Origin of the sequence: Uliginosibacterium sp. 31-16 (assembly GCF_030730865.1) — a bacterium.
GTDB lineage: Bacteria > Pseudomonadota > Gammaproteobacteria > Burkholderiales > Rhodocyclaceae > Uliginosibacterium.
Map to the genome: position 1 here is coordinate 39836 of NZ_JAVALZ010000004.1, position 18042 is coordinate 57877.

An 18042-nucleotide genomic window follows, 5' to 3' on the forward strand; every position below is an offset into this window, starting at 1 on the left:
TTGGCTTTCCGGAACGGATACGAAAGCTATGCGCCTAGACAGGCAAAAACGACCACCTCAAATTGCAATTTCAGGTGGTTGAAAAACCCTTGCCTTCTCTGAACTGCTTGAACAGATTTTTACCGGCACCAGGATGTGCCTCGTACAACTTCAACTCATTCACAAACAAATTTTCAAGCTGAGCTTCAGACATCCTGTCAAAACCACATTCACGCAACATATACATGGCGTAATGAAGATTTTGGTATGACTTCCAGTGCTTCTTAGACGGCCCTTTCAACGCATGTCCAAGGCGAAGAAAGAAGTCTTTGTCGTCAGCAAGCTCCGCCCGCGCAATACAGGCTGCTACCGTCGGACAAGCCACTATTGATCGATCTACACGAACAGCTTTGAAGAGTGAATCAAAATTCCCCGCGCGAGCTTCTTCAAGAAGCGCACTCAAGGAACGTTGATACAGCATTATCGAGAGAATGTTTCGCTGCAACATCAACGTCAGCCCAACAACATCTTGCAACTTAAATGGCTCGACTGGCCCCTGCCACTCTTCATCCTGATCAATGAAATCTATGCAAGCCTGTTGGGGATCAGGCTGTTGAGCCGCCTCGACCGGTAAATGTGCTTTACCAAGAACGTAAAGCAACAGCGCTATTTGCTCAACAAACGGCAACTCATAGCAATCAGCCCAGAAAAAATCCTTCTCAAACAACTGATTCAATTTCTCCTGAGAGCACCCCCTAACCAATCTAGGAATATCTGCCATCTGCTGCTGCAGTTCAGGAAGCACGGCCACAAGGCGTTTAAACTGATCGAGAGAGAGTTTTCCGTATTCTTTCATTTTCGAATATGACTGAAATCGACCCGGAGCGGACGGTCAGACTATTTGAAAGCGGACGTTTGAACGTAGAGGTAGGGGGCGAAGACTGCGCAGCAGGCGGAGTCCAGCGGAACGAAGTGGAGCGCCCTTGACCGCCGGGTTAGACCAGCGACGGTAGTCGTATGGCATTTATCTACCGACCGGAATTAGTACTTGATCAACGAATTTCCGGGTATAGCCATCAGATGTACCACCGAAACCCGGGCAAATCGGACCTCGAAGCCAAGGGCTTATGCCACCCCAGCTATGTTTGTATTGAATCATTTCCCCAAGGACTTCGTTCTTCGCAAGGTCAATAACTGAAACCTTTCCTCCGGCAACCCAAAGGGCTCGCTCCTCAGGAACAACATATTCTTCGTATGTCACTGCATAGCGTGGAGCAGGTTCCGGAGCCACTGCTTTGTCGAGGAAGAATTTGATATACCCTTTGAGATAGGATTTGTCGTATTGCCATGGTTCTTCCCATCGACCTTTGTATCTATATCGCGTGCCGTCTCTTTCGTCGATGACATCAACGAACAGATAGCCCGGGCGTCCAGTAGGACGACGGGCTGTATTGAGATAGCCTCGGTATTGTGGGGTTATTGCTCCTGGTGTTCCATCGGCGTTTCCCGGAGCGTGTTCCTGGCTTAGAAATGATTTGATGTATGTCTCACCGCCGTATTCATTTTCGAATGCGGCGCTCGGCCACATCGGGTCTCTCCATTCGCGCTCTCCGGGGGTGCCCCTTACCTTAAGTAGTAAAAGACCGTCGACGTTCTCAACGGTTCTGTATATCTTCATTCCCGCCACTGAGCTGCACTTCTCCTTGAAGAGTGCCTCCCCTTTTGCAAATTGATCCTTCCATTTTTGAGCCGCAACACTTTGCGGTGAGGTGCAGCCCGGCGCCAAGGTACAAATCAGTAATGGAAGGTAACGAACTATTGAAAAATGGACTCGAGGCATCATTGGCCTAACGTGTTATAGGGATCAGTTTTGCCGCCCAACATCGGCGCGTGCTCCCCAACATGGCACGACCGACCAGCGAAGATTGGCTTCCAGAGCGGCTCTCCATGATTCCGCTGTAAAAATGAGCCGCATTAACAGAATCGACAAAAACCTCACTCTACAGATTTCAGTTCCGGTGCGTCGAACGGCTGCTTTGAAGCCGCAAGCCTGATCGTCCGCTAGTGGCCGGCTCCCGCCTGATTGCACGCGTATTAGAGCGCATTGTGGTCGCCAAGCAATTTAATGGAGGCAATTACAGCACGAATGGTTGAACCAATTTCCTCAGGACTAGCGGCAACAGAGTGCAACTTGCCGACAAAAATCCCCGACATAGGCGTTCGCGGACAAGCTTCGACGCGCAAAGCAGTATTAACTGTTTCGACAGAAATGTAGATTGAAGAACTCTCAAAGGCACGGCCAGTTTTCGCGCCAGACAAAGCAAACGCACGCCAATCTGAGAGTTTATGTTCCCGATACGACGGAGCTGGAGCGCGATAGCAATCAACGAGTTTGTTGAGAACAACTGTCCCGAGCTCTTCGTCGTCGACGTCGAACGAAAGAACCATAGGTTCTCCTGACTCAGCTATTCCTGTTGTGGAGGAGACGATGAGGTATTTTTCAGCATAGGCATAGAGCGCGACTTTTAACTCAAGTTGAAGTTTTGAATTTCGCTCTTGATTGATTTGATCTCGCCGGTCGATGAGGTCACGAGGTGTTGGGAAGTCAGCCATGGATCACCCAGTAGGTAAATATTTTCATGCCCGAAACGGCTTTGAACGACTGCTTCGTGGGCGGATAACGAAGGTCAGCTTGTGGCCGGCTATGCCCACTGAACGTTGGATTGCCACGGAAAACCGCGGAGGCCGTAACGCCGAACCTCAGAGTCGTTCAGGTTGGCCTGGGAGCATAGACTTTCCCATTCATGTCCCGATAGGTTGTTTACGCCAGACAACCACTCACGAAGGTCCAGTTCGAGGTCTGTTTGGTTTTCATACATCATCCACAACTCAGCAAGGTCTATTTGTAGCATTGATGCGGGAAGGTCCGATGAAAGAAATGCCTCCCATTCTGAAATGTGACAGGCGTTCTCCGTACCCAATGCCCTTGCCAATGAAACGCTTCGCGCTGCGTAGGTGTTCTTTGCCTTGGCTGTTGGGGCAAAGAGAGTTGGAATTTTCTCGATGACCTCATCACCGTTGTCATTTGTGCATGGGACGGAAACGAAAGTAAGGTCATTGGGCTCGAAAAGAGCAACCCAGAGTATTGGGGCCTGATAGTTGGCGCCAAGGAGACAACTCTCTTCAGAAGCTGCGGCAATTATTGCGGCTTCCTGTGAGTGGTTCATTAAATACGCGCGATTGGCCACGTGTTCTCCTTGGGCGGCTAACGAATGATGAAAGTTATCATTTAAGAACGTTATCGAATGACCGCATACGGCGCTCATCTGCGAACGTCGCCTTCTGGCCGGATACAGCCCTATGCCGATAGATTACACCCGAAATTGCCGGGTTACCCACCGGGCCGCTCTCCTCTGGCTTGTATGAGGCAGCCGTCGGCGGCCCCGTGGATAACCCTTGGGGTTTGAGCGTTGATTCAGGGACAAAGGGAACGTGACAGAAACGGCGAGCGCCAGCGTGTTTTGGCGTGTGAGGGCGGGCACAAAACACTTTAAAATCAATGACCTAGTCGGCTGTTAATCCGTAGGTCCCTGGTTCGAGCCCAGGTCGGGGAGCCAAATCTGAAAGCCAGCACTTCGGTGCTGGCTTTCTTCGTTTCAGCGCCTGAGAACGTGATTATCCCCTAGATCACATCACTCCTCACCCCGCCTGACGCACCCTGTTCCACGCCCGTCGTTCTACAGCCTAGCACAGGCCCGAAACCACTCTCAGGCCCCGCGCGACCATCTCTGGCAGGCTTGGCGGGCCTGCGCACGCACAATCCATCCGAGGGTCAAATCAGTCTATTCCAGCAGCATCCGGGATGGTCGAAACGTAAGCAGGACCGGACCATACCTGCCTACTGACACAAAAATCCGGCTGAAGGGTCATTAAAGGGCTCCGCACGATTGCGGGCTGGGATACTGGGAAGCAAAGTGCGCGCACATCGCTGTCCACCGAAGAACAACCAAGGGCCACGCGAAGAATCACCACCCCGGCCAGGCCCCTCGGAGAAGAAAAACCCAGCTCGCCCCATCAACGACGGCCTACCCGTCAGAGGGGATGAGCAATCTCAACAGGCAGAACTTCAATCTGCTACCGGCCCAAGGAACTGACCGCAAAAGTCAGGTAGTCAGTCCCTTACTGACCAAGCGATCAACGGCCTGCTATCGCAGTGAAGCTTTGCACCAGACGACGCTTTTCATCCGGACGGAGATGAATACAAGTAACGACATGGCCCGGCAAGCCATGGAGCCCATGAACATCCAGATATACACGCCGCCCGGCGAACTGCGTCCCTGCCCACTCGATCTCACGCCGGTTTTCCAATACGGACGGCCATGGTCCGCACTGACTCACCAGACCGTTCTGGATGAGCAATGCTCAATCCTGGAATATGCACAGGCGCGGCTGTCAGCATCGTCCCCAAGATCGGCCAGAAGATGCAGGACGCGGCTGCGCAGCGCCCGGAAGGCCTTAGCCTCCCGAAATATAGGGCTTGCCGAGCGATGCAGGCAGGTTCAGCAACAGGACCTTGCGATCTCGCGAGATCAGCACCAAGACGAGAATGGTCGCCACATAGGGCACCGCCGCCAGCAGCTGGGACGGCAAGTCCACGCCGAATCCTTGCGCATGCAATTGCAAAATCGTCATGCCACCAAAAAGGTAGGCGCCGAGCATCAGCCGCGCGGGTTTCCAGGTGGCAAAAACCACCAGCGCCACAGCAATCCAGCCCCGCCCTGCAGTCATGTTCTGCACCCACAGCGGCGTATATACGGTCGACAGATAAGCCCCCGCGATCCCCGCCATCGCGCCACCAAAACAGGTGGCCGCATACCGGATGCCAATCACGTGATAGCCAATCGCATGTGCGGCTTCAGGGCTCTCGCCTACCGCTCGCAGAATCAGTCCCCAGCGTGTCCGAGCCAGCATCCAGGCAACCAGACCGAAAGCCAGGTAGGACAGATAGACCACCGCGCTCTGCTCAAAAAACACGGGGCCAAGCAGCGGGATCGAGGACAGCAGGGGAATGGCATAAGGCTGCAGCCCCGGCAGACTCTGGCTGACGTAGAACTGCCCGATGAAGGCGGACAGCCCGATCCCGAAAATCGTCAATGCCAGCCCGGTAGCAGGCTGATTCGTGCCCAATGAAAGCGTCAGAAAGCAGAACGGCAGTGCCGCCAACGCGCCGGCCACAGCGCCCGCCACAATTCCTCCGGCGACGCCCCAGTGCAGGGCCGCCGCAAACCCGGCGATCGCGCCGACCAGCATCATGCCCTCTACCCCGAGATTGATCACACCACTTTTCTCGGTCACCAGCTCGCCCAGCCCGGCAAACACCAGCGGCGTCGCAGCCGCCAGGGTTGTGGCAAGTATCGGAATCAACTGCTCGATCATGCTTCCTGCTCCTTCGCCCGGTCTTTCAGCCACAACTTGAGGGGGCGCCGTTTGAGACGAAAATCAACAAATGCATCGGCCCCCAGCAGGAAAAACAGCAGCATGCCCTGAAACAGCCAGGAAATGGCCGAGGGCAGCTGCATGGAAACCTGCGCGGCCTCGCCACCGATATAGATCAATGCCAGCAGCAGACCTGACAGGACAATCCCGACCGGATGCAGACGTCCGACCCACGCCACGATGATTGCCGCAAAACCATACCCCGGAGAAAGCGACAAGGTCAGTTGTCCAACCGGCCCGGCGGCCTCGGCAGCCCCTGCGATTCCCGCCGTGACGCCTGAGACGATCAGACTGACCCATACCGTACGCCTTGCCGAGAAACCCGCGTAACGTGCCGCAGCAGGCGCCTCTCCCCCTACCGCGAGCTGGTAGGCCATGAAACTCTTGGACACGAAAAGCCAGAACAGGGGAACAGCCAGTGCAGTGATGAATACCGAGCTGTTCAGACGCAAGCCTTCGAAAACCGGGGCAAACATCGCGGGCTCGGAAAACAGGATGGACTGCGGGAAATTGGTTCCTGCCGGATCTCTCCAGGGACCGCCAACGAGCCAGGACAAGAGATAGCTCGCCACATACCCAAGCATCAGCGTGGTCAGGGTTTCCTCGGCGTTGTAATGGGTTTTCAGCCAGGCCGGCAGCGCTCCCCACAACCCGCCACCGATAGCGCCAGCCAAAACCATGGCCGGCAGTATCCACCAGCCGGTCATCCCGTCGGTATAAATCGCGACCCCGCTGGCACAGATGGCGCCCAGCAGGAATTGCCCTTCGGCTCCGATGTTGTACACCCGTGCGCGAAACCCGAGCGCCAGCCCCTGCGCGATCAGGATCAGCGGAGAAGCCTTGAGCAGCAACTCGCTCCAGCCATTGGCGTATTCCAGCGGCTCAATGAAGAAAACGTAGAAAGCCTGCAGCGGTGATTTGCCAAGCAACGCGAAAATGGCCGCAGCCGCCAGCAGGGTCAGCATGATCGCCAGCGGCGGAGCAAGCCAGCGCATCAGCTGTGAAGGATTGCCACGAGGTTCAAGGATCTGCATCACGTCACGCCGCCTGTTGTTGAGTGCCCGCCATCAGCAGGCCGATCTGTTCGGCATCCGTCTCTTCGCGCGGCACAGGCTCGGAAAGACGTCCCCCTGCAAGCACACCGATGCGGTCACAGATTTCAAAAAGTTCTTCCAGCTCTTCGGATATCACCAGCACGGCGACACCGCTACGCGCTATATCCAGCAAGGTCTGCCGCAGGAATGCCGAAGCGCCGACATCCACGCCCCAGGTCGGCTGCGCCACGATCATCACCTTGGGCTCCTGCATCACTTCGCGGCCAACGATGAATTTCTGCAGATTGCCCCCCGAGAGACTGCGTGCAGCGGCCAGAACACCGTTGCAGCGCACGTCGAAACGCTCGATGCAGCGGGCCGCAAACTCTCGTGCCCGCGTCCGGCTGATCAACCCGTGGCGGCGCAGGGAGGGCTGGCGATGCGCCGTCAGCAGGTAATTCTGGGCCAGTGTCATCGCGGGCACCGCGCCGCGCCCGAGGCGCTCCTCAGGCACAAAAGCCAGCCCGCGGTTGCGCCGCTGACCGGCATGCAGATGTCCGACCGGAGCTCCTTCTATCAAAACGGCGTCCGGACGCGAAACCTGCTCCCCCGAGAGGGCTGCCAGCAGCTCGGCCTGGCCATTCCCGGAGATCCCGGCAATACCGACCACCTCCCCGGCATTGACGCTCAGATTCACATCGAACAGGGAAGCACAAAAGGGGTCCTCATTGCGAAAGTTGAGGCCCTGTACCTGCAATACCGGCCGACGTTCACCGTGATACGGCGGCGCCGAACACACCGGTAACTCGCGTCCGATCATCATGCGCGCCAGACTGGCAGCACTTTCCTGACGCGGATCGGTCTCTCCGGTCACCTTGCCACCCCGCATCACCGTCGCCCGGTCGCACAACTCGCGGATCTCGTCGAGTTTGTGGCTGATATACAGAATGCTCACCCCTTCACTGGCAAGCTGACGCAGTGTGTCAAATAACTTGCGCACCGCCTGTGGCGTAAGCACCGAGGTCGGTTCATCCAGAATCAGCAGCTGGGGGTTCTGCAACAGGCAGCGGACGATCTCGACACGCTGGCGTTCGCCCACCGAGAGGCTGTGCACCAGACGCTGCGGATCAAGCGGCAAACCATACTTCTCCGACACGGCGCGCACCTGCAGCGCCAGCGTCTTCAGATCGAACCGGCCTTCCAGCGCCAGCGCGATGTTCTCGACCACCGTCAACGTATCAAACAGCTGGAAATGCTGGAACACCATGCCGATGCCGAGATGACGGGCTGCGGCCGGATTGGCAATGCGCACTTCCTGCCCGTTCCAGACCAGGTGGCCTTCATCAGCCTGCACGGCACCGTAGATGATCTTCATCAAGGTACTCTTGCCGGCTCCATTTTCGCCAAGCACGGCGTGAATCTCGCCAGGCATGACGGCAAGACTCACATCATCATTGGCGACAACGCCCGGATAACGCTTGGTGACATGCCACAGCGCCAGGCGGGGCGGGATCTCGGGCGGGGAAAGCGGCACACTCATGCAGCAGGTTCTCGGACACGAACAGATTGAAGCGCGCAGTCTATCAGCCTGGCCTGGTCTGTACGCCACCGAACGCTGATTAGAGTCATAATCTCGCCAGTTTTACTGCCCTGTTTCCGTACCGTTCCCAGCTTCCTCTTTCAGGACCTGATCAGGAGATTTTTCGATGCGTTTGTTCCAGACCCTCGGCCGCCTGGCCGCCCTTACCCTGACTGCCGCCGCCCTGTGCAGCGGAGCCCAGGCCGCTGAACCGCTCAAAGCCGGTTTCCTCTATATCGGGCCGACTGGGGATCATGGCTGGACCTACGCCCACGATGTGGGCCGCAAGGCCACCGAGGCCAAATTCGCCGGCCAGGTCAAAACCACTTTCGTCGAAAACGTGCCGGAGACCGCCGACGCCGAGCGCGTCATCCGCGACCTCGCCACCAAAGGCCACAAGGTCATCTTCGCCACCTCCTTCGGCTACATGAACGCGATGGACAAGGTTTCGCGCCAGTTCCCCAAGACCATCTTCATGCACGCCACCGGTTACAAGACCGGCAAGAATCTGGGCATCTACGATGTGCGCACCTATGAAGGTGCCTACATGCTCGGCGTCGTGGCCGGCAAGATGAGCAAGAACGGCAAGCTCGGCGTCGTCGGCTCGATCCCGATCCCCGAAGTGATCCGCAACATCAATGCCTTCACCATCGGCGCGCGCAGCGTGAACCCGAAGGCCAGCACCCGCGTGATCTGGGTGAACGGCTGGTTCGATCCGGGCAAGGAGCGTGAAGCCGCGCTGACCCTGATTTCGCAAGGCGCCGACGTGCTGATGCAGAACACCGACTCGCCCGCGGTTGTCCAGACGGCTCAGGAAAAAGGGGTTTACGCCTTTGGCTGGGATTCGGACATGAGCAAGTTCGGTGGCAAGGCCCAACTGGCCGCTTCGATCCTCAACTGGGATGTGATCTACAGCGAACAGATCGAGAAGATCCAGAAGGGTGAATGGAAAACCACCGACATCTGGTACGGCGTGAAGGAAGGCGCGGTCAACATCGACAACTTCGGCCCATCCACACCGGCGGATGCGAAGAAACTGGCCGAAGAGCGTCGCGATGCGCTCAAGTCCGGCAAGCTGCACCCCTTCAGCGGCCCGCTCAAGGACAACACCGGCAAGGAACTGGTCGCCGCCGGCAAGACTCTGGCCGACCCGGAACTGCGCAAGATGAGCGTCTTCGTCGAAGGCGTCGAAGGCAGCGTGCCGAAGTAAGTTGCTCCGGCCAGCACAAGCCCGGCTCTGGCCGGGCTTTTTTGTTGACCCGCCCGGAAAGTCGCTTCTGGCGGAGCTCTTCAGCCACCCATGTCGGACATGCCCACCAGACGTGGCTCTTCAGTACGCCATCCCGAAAAAGCCCGCCAGAAGCGGATCTTCAGGCAGGTATCTGCAGCCAGGGATACGTAGCCGGATCCTCGCCGGCACACAAGCCCGTATGCAGGGCCTCGACTGCCGAGCGCACGGCGCTGCCCATCGGAAAGCCAAAGGCCACCAGATCCGGCTGGATGCCAAGGAACAGCACCTCCGGAATGGTTTCTCGCAAGCGTTCGATCAGGAAGCTCAGCGGCAGGTTGTGAGTGGTCATGATGAACATGTCGGCAATCGCCGCATCGTCAATCAGGCGCACAGTGCCAGGCGCCTCGGCGAAGTCCGCCGCATCCACCACCAGCACGCGCTGAGGCTTGAGAGCCTGCACTTCATGGGCGACGTTCTCGGGTGCGGAGCCACCATCGATAACGCTCCAGCCCGACGCAGGCGTCTTCGTCAGCAGATCCGCCAGCAGCGGGCCAGCGCCATCATCCCCCATCATGCTGTTGCCAACGGTCAGAATGACGCCGCTCATGTGCGCCCGCCTATCCGTCTCTTGGCGATCAGGTAGATCGCCGGTTCGGCCTCGATGGACTGCAGCGATTGCATCAGCGCAGCGGTCCAGTCTGCTTCAAGCGCATCGAAGCCGGCACGCGTCGCGTCCAGCATGCCCGCCAGCAAGCCCGTATGCGAGCGGTCAATGGTGATCTCGCCCCATTTGAGCAGGCCCACCAGCTTGCTGCGGGCATCCCCCTCGGGCATCTTGTCCAGCCAAGCAGCATAAGCCTCGCTCGGGCATTCCAGGATGGGCTTGAGGCAGTCGATCACACCAATGTGGTGACCGATGGCCAGCGAGTAATACACCACCTGCTTGGCTTCCGCCGGCATGTCTTCCTGCCGGTCGAGAAACTTCTGCCCAAGCTGATAGAAGATGACCTTGTCTGTCATGCAGGTTTCACGGCGCTGCGGATAATGCCCTGCAGATTGCCATAAATCTCGGCCAGACGCGGATCATCGCGCTCCGTCAGCAAGCGGCTGACCTGTGCCTCGAAATCCTGCGGCGTGCCGGCTGCTTCGATCAGGCCCATGAACTCATCAACAATCAAGCCACCATGGCGGTAGCCCGCCATGCGCCGAGCCTCGCGTTCGAGCAGCACGCGCAAGTCCAGCGGCACGCCAGGATGAGCCAGCGCAGCCTGTTCGCCAGCCGCTTCCTCGTGATGCGTGCCTTTCAGCTTCTGGCCCAGCAGGCCCAGCGCCACGGCAAAACCGTAGAGGGTCGCGGCCGGTGTCGGCGGGCAGCCGGGGATATACACATCCACCGGCACGATCTGGTCGGTACCGCCCCACACGCAATAGCAATCGTGGAAGATCCCCCCCGAGCAGCCACAGGCTCCGTAAGACACGACGATTTTCGGGTCCGGTGCGGCATGGTAGGCGCGCAGCGCAGGCATGCGCATCGAGCGCGTGACCGCACCGGTAAACAGCAGAATATCCGCGTGCCGCGGCGAGGCCACGACCTTGATGCCGAAGCGCTCGGCATCAAAGACCGGCGTGATCGCCGAGAAGATCTCGATCTCGCAGCCGTTGCAGCCGCCGCAGTCCACGCGATAGACGTAGGCGGAACGCTGGATGTCCTTCAGCAAGGTCCCCTTGAGCCTGGCGACCTCTTCATCCAGAGTCAGCGGCACGGGCATGCCATTGGCGTTGCGCGGAGCAAATTCGATGGGCTTGTTCATGTCAGCCTCGCATCAGGGCTTGGGCGGGTTCGATGCTGGCAAGCGCCTGCTTGCGCTTGCACTCCGGGCAGGTCTCGAGATGAGGCCGCATGGCTTCGGCCTGCTCGGCCGAAAGCGCACCTTGCGCCAGCAAGGCAAGGGCATAGTCGACTTCCTTGGCGGGTGCGAAGGCGCTGCCGCAGCAATAGCAGGAGGTCAGCGTGAAATCCGCCCGCTGGAGCAGGTCGGCCTTGCTGCCGACGGCCAGCTCGAACTCCTGCGAGAGCTTGATCGCCCGGGTCGGGCAGACCTCTTCGCAACGCCCGCAGAAAATGCAGCGACCGATATTGAGTTGCCAGGTGCGCTTGCCCTCTGCCGTATTGGTCTGCATGGTCAGCGCATTCGGCGGACAGGCCGTCACGCAGGCGGCGCAGGCAATGCACTGCGCTGGCGAGTGCTCCGGCTTGCCGCGGAAATTCGGACTGACCGGGAAAGGCGCGAACGGATACTTTTCGGTCGCCTCCCCTGCCCCGCGGATGATCTTGAGCAGTTTGAACATTCATCGGCTCCTTACTTCAGCGGCGAGTCTTTGCGCTCGCGACCATAGCGTTCGATTTCCTGATACGGCACCGTGGTGGCCTTCTGCTTCTTCACATCGATCAGGGTCACCCGGTCGGTACACGAATAGCAGGGGTCGATGGAGGCCACGATGAGCGGCGCATCCGACACTGTATTGCCACGCAGCATGTAGCGCAGGGGCGGCCAGTTGGCATAGGTCGGCGCACGACAACGCCAGCGGAACAGCTTCTGGTTGTCACCCAGCATGCTCCAGTGGATGTCCTCGCCGCGCGGCGCTTCGGCATAGCCCAGTGCGAACTTGTGCGGCGTATAGGCAAAGCCTTCGATCAGCAACGGGCCTTCCGGCATGTTGTGAAGCGCATGTTCGATGATCGCCAGCGAGTCGTAGAACTCCTTCACGCGCACCAGCACGCGGGAGAGCACATCGCAGCCGTCCAGCACATGCAGGCCGAAAGGCATGTCGGCGTAAGCCGCGTACGGGTGATCAACGCGAATGTCGCGGGCAAAGCCACTGCCACGGATTGCCGGCCCGACCGGGCTGAAATCGCGTGCCACCTTCGGATCAAGGCGCCCGACGCCTTGCGTGCGCTGCTTGAGATTGGGCGTTTCCATCAGCATCTCGACCAGCGGCGTCACTTCGGCACGCAACTCGGCGCACAGCTTGAGGGTCTTGGCGCGTTCGTCCTTGAGGATGTCGCGGCGCACCCCGCCGATCACGTTCATCCCATAAGTCTTGCGCGCGCCGGTGAGCAGCTCGGCCATGGTCATGGCCTTCTCGCGCACGCGGAAGAACTGCATGAAACCGGTGTCGAAACCTACGAAGTGACTGGCCAGACCGATATTCAGCAGGTGACTGTGCAGGCGCTCGACTTCGAGGAAGATGCTGCGGATGGCCTGCGCACGCGGCGGCACAACGATACCCAGTGCATTCTCGACCGAGCTGGCGTAGGCCACGCTGTGGGTAAAGCCGCAGATACCGCAGACGCGGTCGGCAAGGAAAGTGACCTCGTCGTAGCCCATGCGCGTTTCGGCAAGCTTTTCCATGCCGCGATGCACGTAGAACATGCGGTAATCAGCATCGACGATGTCTTCTCCATCCACGAAGAGACGGAAGTGCCCGGGTTCGTCGGAAGTGATGTGCAGCGGCCCCAGCGGCACCACGCGGCTCTCGCCCCCGTCGTTGACGAACTGATAGGTCTCCGTGTCGGTGGTCGGCGCCGGTCGCTGGTTGTAACCCATCGTATCCTTGCGCAGCGGATACAGATCCTCGGGCCAGTCGTCCGGCAACACCAGACGGCGTTCGTCCGGCAGCCCCACCGGGCGCAGGCCATACATGTCACGCACTTCGCGCTCGCCCCACACGGCGGCAGGGACCTTTGGCGTGACCGAGGGGTATTCCTGGGTGACCGGATCAACCAGCGTCCTCACCGTCACCCAGCACTTCACGTCCTTTTCCATCGAGAGCACGTAGTACACAGCAAAGCTGCCGTTCAGGGTGCGCTCATCGTTGCCGAAAAGCACCGACAGCCAGCCGCCCTGATCGTAGTACAACCAGGACACCACCTCGGGCAAGGCATCCGGCTTGACCGTCACGGTGATCTGGTCGGCCGTCTGCCATTCCACTTCCAGCATCGCGGCCGGGAATTTCTCGCTCAGCCCGGCGATATAGTTACGCCCGATCCGGGATTGTTCAGCTACGGACATGTTTCGTCGTCTCCTTGCCTGCTCGGGGGATCAATGGGTCGCTGCGGGCACTGCGGGTGCAGGCAGCAGAATCGGCGCCGGCACATCCGGTTTCACTTCGTCACTGCCCGCCAGCACTACACGAGCCGCACTGTCGAGCAAATGCACCACCGGCTCCGGTGCGCGGATCCCCATCACCAGCATCAATGCCAGCAGGATCACCATCGGCGCCAGAGTCAGCACACCCGTCTCGCCCTTCTTCAGGCCTTCCGGTGCCGGGCCGAACACCGTGCCAGCCACCATGCGCACCAGCCCTGCCAGCACGATGGTCAGAAGCAGCAGCAGAATGATCATCAGCCCTATGTGGCCGCTCTTGATGCCGGCCGTGACCACCATGAATTCGCTGACAAAAACGTTGAACGGCGGCACGCCACCGAGCGCCAGAGCTCCGGCCGTGAGCATCACGCCGGTCAGCGGGGCAAGCTTCAGCAGACCTTTCACCTTGTCCATGTCCGGCGTGCCGTATTTGAGCAGCACATTGCCCGAGCCGCAGAACAGCAGCGCCTTGGCCAGGCTGTGATTGACCGTATGAAACAGTGCCGCCAGCACACCGAGCGGGCCACCGATACCGAAGGACAGTGCGATCAGCCCCATGTTTTCGACGCTGGAATAGGCCAGCAGGCGTTTGATGTCGCGCTGCACGATGATGAAGAAGGCCGCCACGGCCACCGACATCAGACCGAACACGATCAGCAGTGTCTGCGGGAAAGCCGGGCCGATGGTTTTCGATACGATCATGTAGAAACGCACCACGATCAGCATCGCACAATTGAGCAGCACAGCAGAAAGCAGCGCGCTGACCGGACTGGGTGCCTCGGAGTGGGCATCCGGCAGCCAGGCGTGCATCGGAAACAACCCCGCCTTGGTGCCGAAGCCGATCAGCACAAACACGAAAGCCAGCTTCATGAGGGTCGGATCAAGCGCCTTGGCCTGCGTCAGCAGCACCGTCCAGAACGCCGCATCACCACTGTGCGGCAGCACCCCGACCGCATTGGAATACACCAGCACCACACCGTACAGGCCGAACGCCACCCCCACGGTACAGATGATCACGTACTTCCAGGCGGCCTCCAGCGACGAACGCTTGCCGTAGAACCCCACCAGAAACACCGAGCCCAGTGTCGTCGCCTCGATTGCTACCCACATCATGATGATGTTGTTGGCCGTCGCGGCGAGCAGCATGGTGAACACGAACAGATTGAAGATGCCGTAATAGCTGCACAGCTTCTTCGCGTCCAGATGGCCATGGTCGAACTCGTGGTTCATGTAGCCGATCGAATACAAACCGGTCAGGAAGCCAACGACACCGATCAACATCAGGAAGACCGCGCCCAGCGCGTCCACATACATCCAGTCGTGCAGCGCAGACAGCGGGCCGGACACCAGCACCTGCCCAACTACGAACAGGGAAAACACCAGCAGCAGGGCAATCCCGGCGCTCTGGATCACGGTCACGAGCATGTGGGTCGCCGCCCCGGCCCAGCGGGCCGCAAACGCCAGCAGCGCCGTCAGCAGTGGAATCAGCAGAAGCGTGGAAAGAAGTTCCATGGAAATCATGTTGTCAGCCCTTCAAGGCCGTGAGTTGCCTCACGTCAAGCGTGTGCAGCGTGTGGTGGATTTTCCTGACCAGCACAACCATGATGAGTACCGCAAAAACGGCATCCGTCGCGATGCCGATTTCGACCAGCTCCGGCGCTTTGTAGGCCAGCAGGGCCAGCGTCAGGTGCGCGCCGTTTTCCATCAGGCAGTACCCGAAGACCTGCTTGAGAATGTTGCGCTGACTCACGATACAGACCAGTCCGAGCAGGAAGTGCCCCAGTGACACACCCAATGCCGGCTTGAGCTGCGCAACCACCGCAAGCTGTACCGACGATACGGCGTAACAGGACAGGCCGACGATCACGGCAGCCACCAGAACCAGCCAGGCCGGTCCGAGCACCCCGGGAAGCTCCTCCGTCTGAGGCAGCGGCCCCAATGCCCTCAGCATGATCACGGGCACCAGCACCACCTTGGTGATGAAGGCAGAAACGCCCCACCAGTACAGCTCATGTGCGTCATGCGACACCGCCAGCGCGAGAAAGATCAGCACCAGCACGAATGACTGCAGGGCATACAGCCTGGCGGCCTGAGCCGTGTTGCGAGCACCTGTCACCAGCAGCGAGGTGACAATCAGCAGCCCGGCCAGGCCATTTACCATCAATGTTCCGTTCATGACGACTCCCTTATCCAAGCCAGGCTGCAGCGATGAAGCTTGAGCCGACGCACATGACCAGCAGCAAATTCAGCACGAACTGGATTGCCAGCGGAACAGGAGCCGCACTGGCTACAGCCTCAGACGTCGCTCCCGGACTTGTCGCGCCAAACCAGCGCAGGAACCACGCAAAGCTGGCAACCGACTCCAGCAGGGCCAGCACCACCAGCGGCAGAAGCAGCAGGTGCTCACCGGACAACTGGAACCCCGCAGTGAAGATCGGGAACTTGCTGAAGAAACCGTTGAAAGGCGGCACCCCGGTAATCGACAGGGCGGCCACACAGAAACACACCCCCAGCAGCGGCGTGCCCCTCAGCAAGCCCCGCAGCGAAGGCAGCATGCGGGTACCGCAGGAGTAGCTGAGTGCACCGGCTACGAGAAAGAACAGGCTCTTGGCAAAGGCGTGGTTGAAAATATGCGCGATGCCCCCGTTGAATGCCAGCTGGGAGCCAAAAATCGACAGGGACAGTGCCAGGAAAATCAGCGACAGCTGCGTCATGGTCGAATAGGCCAGCAGGCGCTTCATATCCTTCTGCGGCAGATACATCAGGAAACCGTAGATCATCGTGACCACGGCCATGATTGCACCGATCCAGCCAATCACTTCAGGCACGGAGCCTGCCGAATAGATGGCGCGAGCAAAGATGTAAACACCGACCTTAACCATCGAAGCCGCATGCAGATAGGCACTGATCGGCGTCGGTGCCTCCATCGCGTCCGGCAGCCAGGCATGCAGCGGCAATTGCGCGGACTTGCCCCACGCCGCCACCAGAATCCCCAGGAACACGGCAATCTTGGCAGCATCCCCCAGCGTCGCCAGCGAAGTCAGCGCGAACGTCCCGGTTTCCATGAACAACCAGGCCGCCGCGAAGTACAGCCCGATCGATGCCACGTGGGTAATCAGCAAGGCCTTGAGTGCCGACTTCAGGGCTTTGGGCTTTTCGTAATAGCCGATCAGCCCCCAGGAACACGCACCGGTGATTTCAAAGAACACCAGCTGCCCGACCAGTGTCGAGGACAGGACCAGTCCGGCCATGGCACCAATGAACAGCAACAGGAATGCGTAATAGCGTGGCCGACCTTCATGCGGATGCTCCCGGTTCCCTGCACTCAGATAAGCCGTTGAGTACATGAGCACCAGAAACCCCAGCACCACCACCGCCACCGCCACCAGCACACTGATGCGATCGACGGTCAGCCCCATCAGCAGGGTATTGCCGACTGACAGCAAATCGAACGAAGCCGCCAGCTTGCCGACATGATTGAAATCCACCGCCAGCTTGATGACACAGCCGGAAGCAAGGGCACCAAACAGCAAAGCGACCCACTTGGCCACCCGCTGCGGACACAGTGCCGTCACGGCAGCTCCGGCAAAGGGCAACAGAATGATCGCGAGCGCAATGTTCTCCATGATCTTGTCAGAGCCCCGTGAGATAGAAAACGAACGCCAGCACGGCAAAGCCGAAGCCGATCCAGGTGACGTGCGAAGTCAGCATGAAACGCCCGCGTGCCATGCTGTTCTCGATGATGCCCGCCATCACAAAAATTGCCAGCAGCTTCAGTGGCAACACCACTGCGGCGACGAGAGCGGTCATACCGGTCAGCACTTCGATGTTGCCGAAAGGCAGGAATACGCCAATCAGGAACTGCGCCAGCACAACTTTCTTGAGGCCCAGACCCAGTTTCAGTACGGCCAGCGAAGAGCCGGAGTATTCGGTCAGAGGCCCCTCCTGCAGCTCCTGCTCGGCCTCGGCCATATCGAAAGGCAGCTTGCCCATCTCGATGAAAACAGTGAATGCAAACGCGGCCATGGCCAGCAGAATCGCCATCGGCGCCTGAAGATAGCCGCCGGTAATCGAGGCGCTGATGCTGCCAAGATTGGTGCTCCCCTCAACCAGAGCCACCACCACCAGAGAAAGAATCATGGTGGGTTCAACCAGCACCCCCAGGGTCAGTTCGCGACTCGCGCCGATGCCGGCAAACGAACTGCCGGAGTCGATACCGGAAAGTGCAAAGAAGAAACGCGCCAGCGCAAAGACATACGCGAAGGTAATCAGATCGGCCACCGCGCCCACGGGAGACTGTCGCGTAAACACCGGCAAGGCCATCGCCAGCATCAGCATCGCGCTGAGAATCACATAGGGCGCAAGCTGGAAAACCACTCCGGCTGACCCAGGCGCCACATCCTGACGCTTCAGCAGCTTGATGACATCCCGATAATCCTGCAGCACGCCAGGGCCACGACGGGAATGCATGCGGGCACGAATCATCCGTGAAACACCCGTCATCAGCGGCGCGACGGCAAGCAGCACCAGGGCTTGCAGAATGGCCAGGAACAACATATCTAAACTTGGCATGGC

17 protein-coding genes are annotated in these 18042 nt (G+C 59.1%); 1 reads left to right on the plus strand and 16 read right to left on the minus strand.

Translation table 11 applies throughout. The features are described 5' to 3' along the window. Positions 1 to 70: 70 nt before the first annotated feature. The 7 genes from Q9Q94_RS15185 to Q9Q94_RS15215 all read right to left on the minus strand — a co-directional run bounded on the left by Q9Q94_RS15185 (position 71) and on the right by Q9Q94_RS15215 (position 8049). Positions 71 to 835, minus strand: a complete 765-nt coding sequence (locus Q9Q94_RS15185) for a hypothetical protein (protein WP_305980971.1) — start codon at positions 833 to 835, stop codon at positions 71 to 73. Between the two features lie 168 nt (positions 836 to 1003). After that, positions 1004 to 1822 carry a hypothetical protein gene (locus Q9Q94_RS15190; RefSeq protein WP_305980972.1) on the minus strand — a complete coding sequence of 273 codons (819 nt, stop codon included), beginning with the start codon at positions 1820 to 1822 and terminating at the stop codon, positions 1004 to 1006. Positions 1823 to 2073: 251 nt separating this feature from the next. Continuing rightward, positions 2074 to 2592, minus strand: coding sequence for a hypothetical protein (locus Q9Q94_RS15195; protein ID WP_305980973.1), 519 nt, complete (start codon positions 2590 to 2592; stop codon positions 2074 to 2076). Between the two features lie 89 nt (positions 2593 to 2681). Next, positions 2682 to 3227: a hypothetical protein gene (locus Q9Q94_RS15200; protein ID WP_305980974.1), complete on the minus strand. Its 546-nt coding sequence runs from the start codon at positions 3225 to 3227 to the stop codon at positions 2682 to 2684. Positions 3228 to 4494: 1267 nt separating this feature from the next. Further along, a complete protein-coding gene (locus Q9Q94_RS15205; protein WP_305980975.1) occupies positions 4495 to 5415 on the minus strand; it encodes an ABC transporter permease in 921 nt (306 codons plus the stop codon). Continuing rightward, entirely contained in the window at positions 5412 to 6509 is a 1098-nt protein-coding gene (locus Q9Q94_RS15210) for an ABC transporter permease (RefSeq protein WP_305981146.1), read from the minus strand. Before Q9Q94_RS15210 ends, Q9Q94_RS15205 begins: the two co-directional genes overlap by 4 nt. Positions 6510 to 6513: 4 nt before the next feature. Continuing rightward, complete coding sequence (locus Q9Q94_RS15215) at positions 6514 to 8049, minus strand: ABC transporter ATP-binding protein (RefSeq protein WP_305980976.1); 1536 nt, start codon at positions 8047 to 8049, stop codon at positions 6514 to 6516. 166 nt (positions 8050 to 8215) lie between these two features. On the opposite strand from Q9Q94_RS15215, the gene Q9Q94_RS15220 reads away from it, so the two are divergent. Then, complete coding sequence (locus Q9Q94_RS15220; protein WP_305980977.1) at positions 8216 to 9298, plus strand: BMP family ABC transporter substrate-binding protein; 1083 nt, start codon at positions 8216 to 8218, stop codon at positions 9296 to 9298. 160 nt (positions 9299 to 9458) lie between these two features. Here the strand turns inward: Q9Q94_RS15220 and hycI are convergent, their stop codons facing one another. Genes hycI through Q9Q94_RS15265 form a run of 9 tightly spaced genes read right to left on the minus strand, consistent with a single transcriptional unit; the run spans position 9459 to position 18039 of the window. Beyond that, positions 9459 to 9926 (minus strand): hydrogenase maturation peptidase HycI, encoded by a 468-nt coding sequence (gene hycI / locus Q9Q94_RS15225; RefSeq protein WP_305980978.1) that lies wholly within the window; start codon positions 9924 to 9926, stop codon positions 9459 to 9461. Beyond that, positions 9923 to 10339: a formate hydrogenlyase maturation HycH family protein gene (locus Q9Q94_RS15230; protein WP_305980979.1), complete on the minus strand. Its 417-nt coding sequence runs from the start codon at positions 10337 to 10339 to the stop codon at positions 9923 to 9925. The genes hycI and Q9Q94_RS15230 overlap by 4 nt, the downstream gene beginning before the upstream one ends. Beyond that, the gene (locus Q9Q94_RS15235; RefSeq protein WP_371929862.1) at positions 10336 to 11130 is read right to left on the minus strand and encodes an NADH-quinone oxidoreductase subunit B family protein; all 795 of its coding nucleotides are present in this window, start codon (positions 11128 to 11130) and stop codon (positions 10336 to 10338) included. Before Q9Q94_RS15235 ends, Q9Q94_RS15230 begins: the two co-directional genes overlap by 4 nt. Position 11131: 1 nt before the next feature. Next, entirely contained in the window at positions 11132 to 11668 is a 537-nt protein-coding gene (locus Q9Q94_RS15240) for a formate hydrogenlyase complex iron-sulfur subunit (RefSeq protein WP_305980980.1), read from the minus strand. 11 nt (positions 11669 to 11679) lie between these two features. After that, positions 11680 to 13392 carry an NADH-quinone oxidoreductase subunit C gene (locus tag Q9Q94_RS15245; RefSeq protein ID WP_305980981.1) on the minus strand — a complete coding sequence of 571 codons (1713 nt, stop codon included), beginning with the start codon at positions 13390 to 13392 and terminating at the stop codon, positions 11680 to 11682. A 30-nt stretch (positions 13393 to 13422) separates the two neighbouring features. After that, positions 13423 to 14979 (minus strand): hydrogenase 4 subunit F, encoded by a 1557-nt coding sequence (locus Q9Q94_RS15250; protein ID WP_305980982.1) that lies wholly within the window; start codon positions 14977 to 14979, stop codon positions 13423 to 13425. Between the two features lie 13 nt (positions 14980 to 14992). Then, complete coding sequence (hyfE, locus tag Q9Q94_RS15255; protein WP_305980983.1) at positions 14993 to 15643, minus strand: hydrogenase 4 membrane subunit; 651 nt, start codon at positions 15641 to 15643, stop codon at positions 14993 to 14995. 10 nt (positions 15644 to 15653) lie between these two features. After that, entirely contained in the window at positions 15654 to 17093 is a 1440-nt protein-coding gene (locus Q9Q94_RS15260) for a hydrogenase 4 subunit D (protein WP_305980984.1), read from the minus strand. Between the two features lie 7 nt (positions 17094 to 17100). After that, positions 17101 to 18039, minus strand: a complete 939-nt coding sequence (locus Q9Q94_RS15265) for a respiratory chain complex I subunit 1 family protein (protein ID WP_305980985.1) — start codon at positions 18037 to 18039, stop codon at positions 17101 to 17103. Positions 18040 to 18042: the final 3 nt, after the last annotated feature.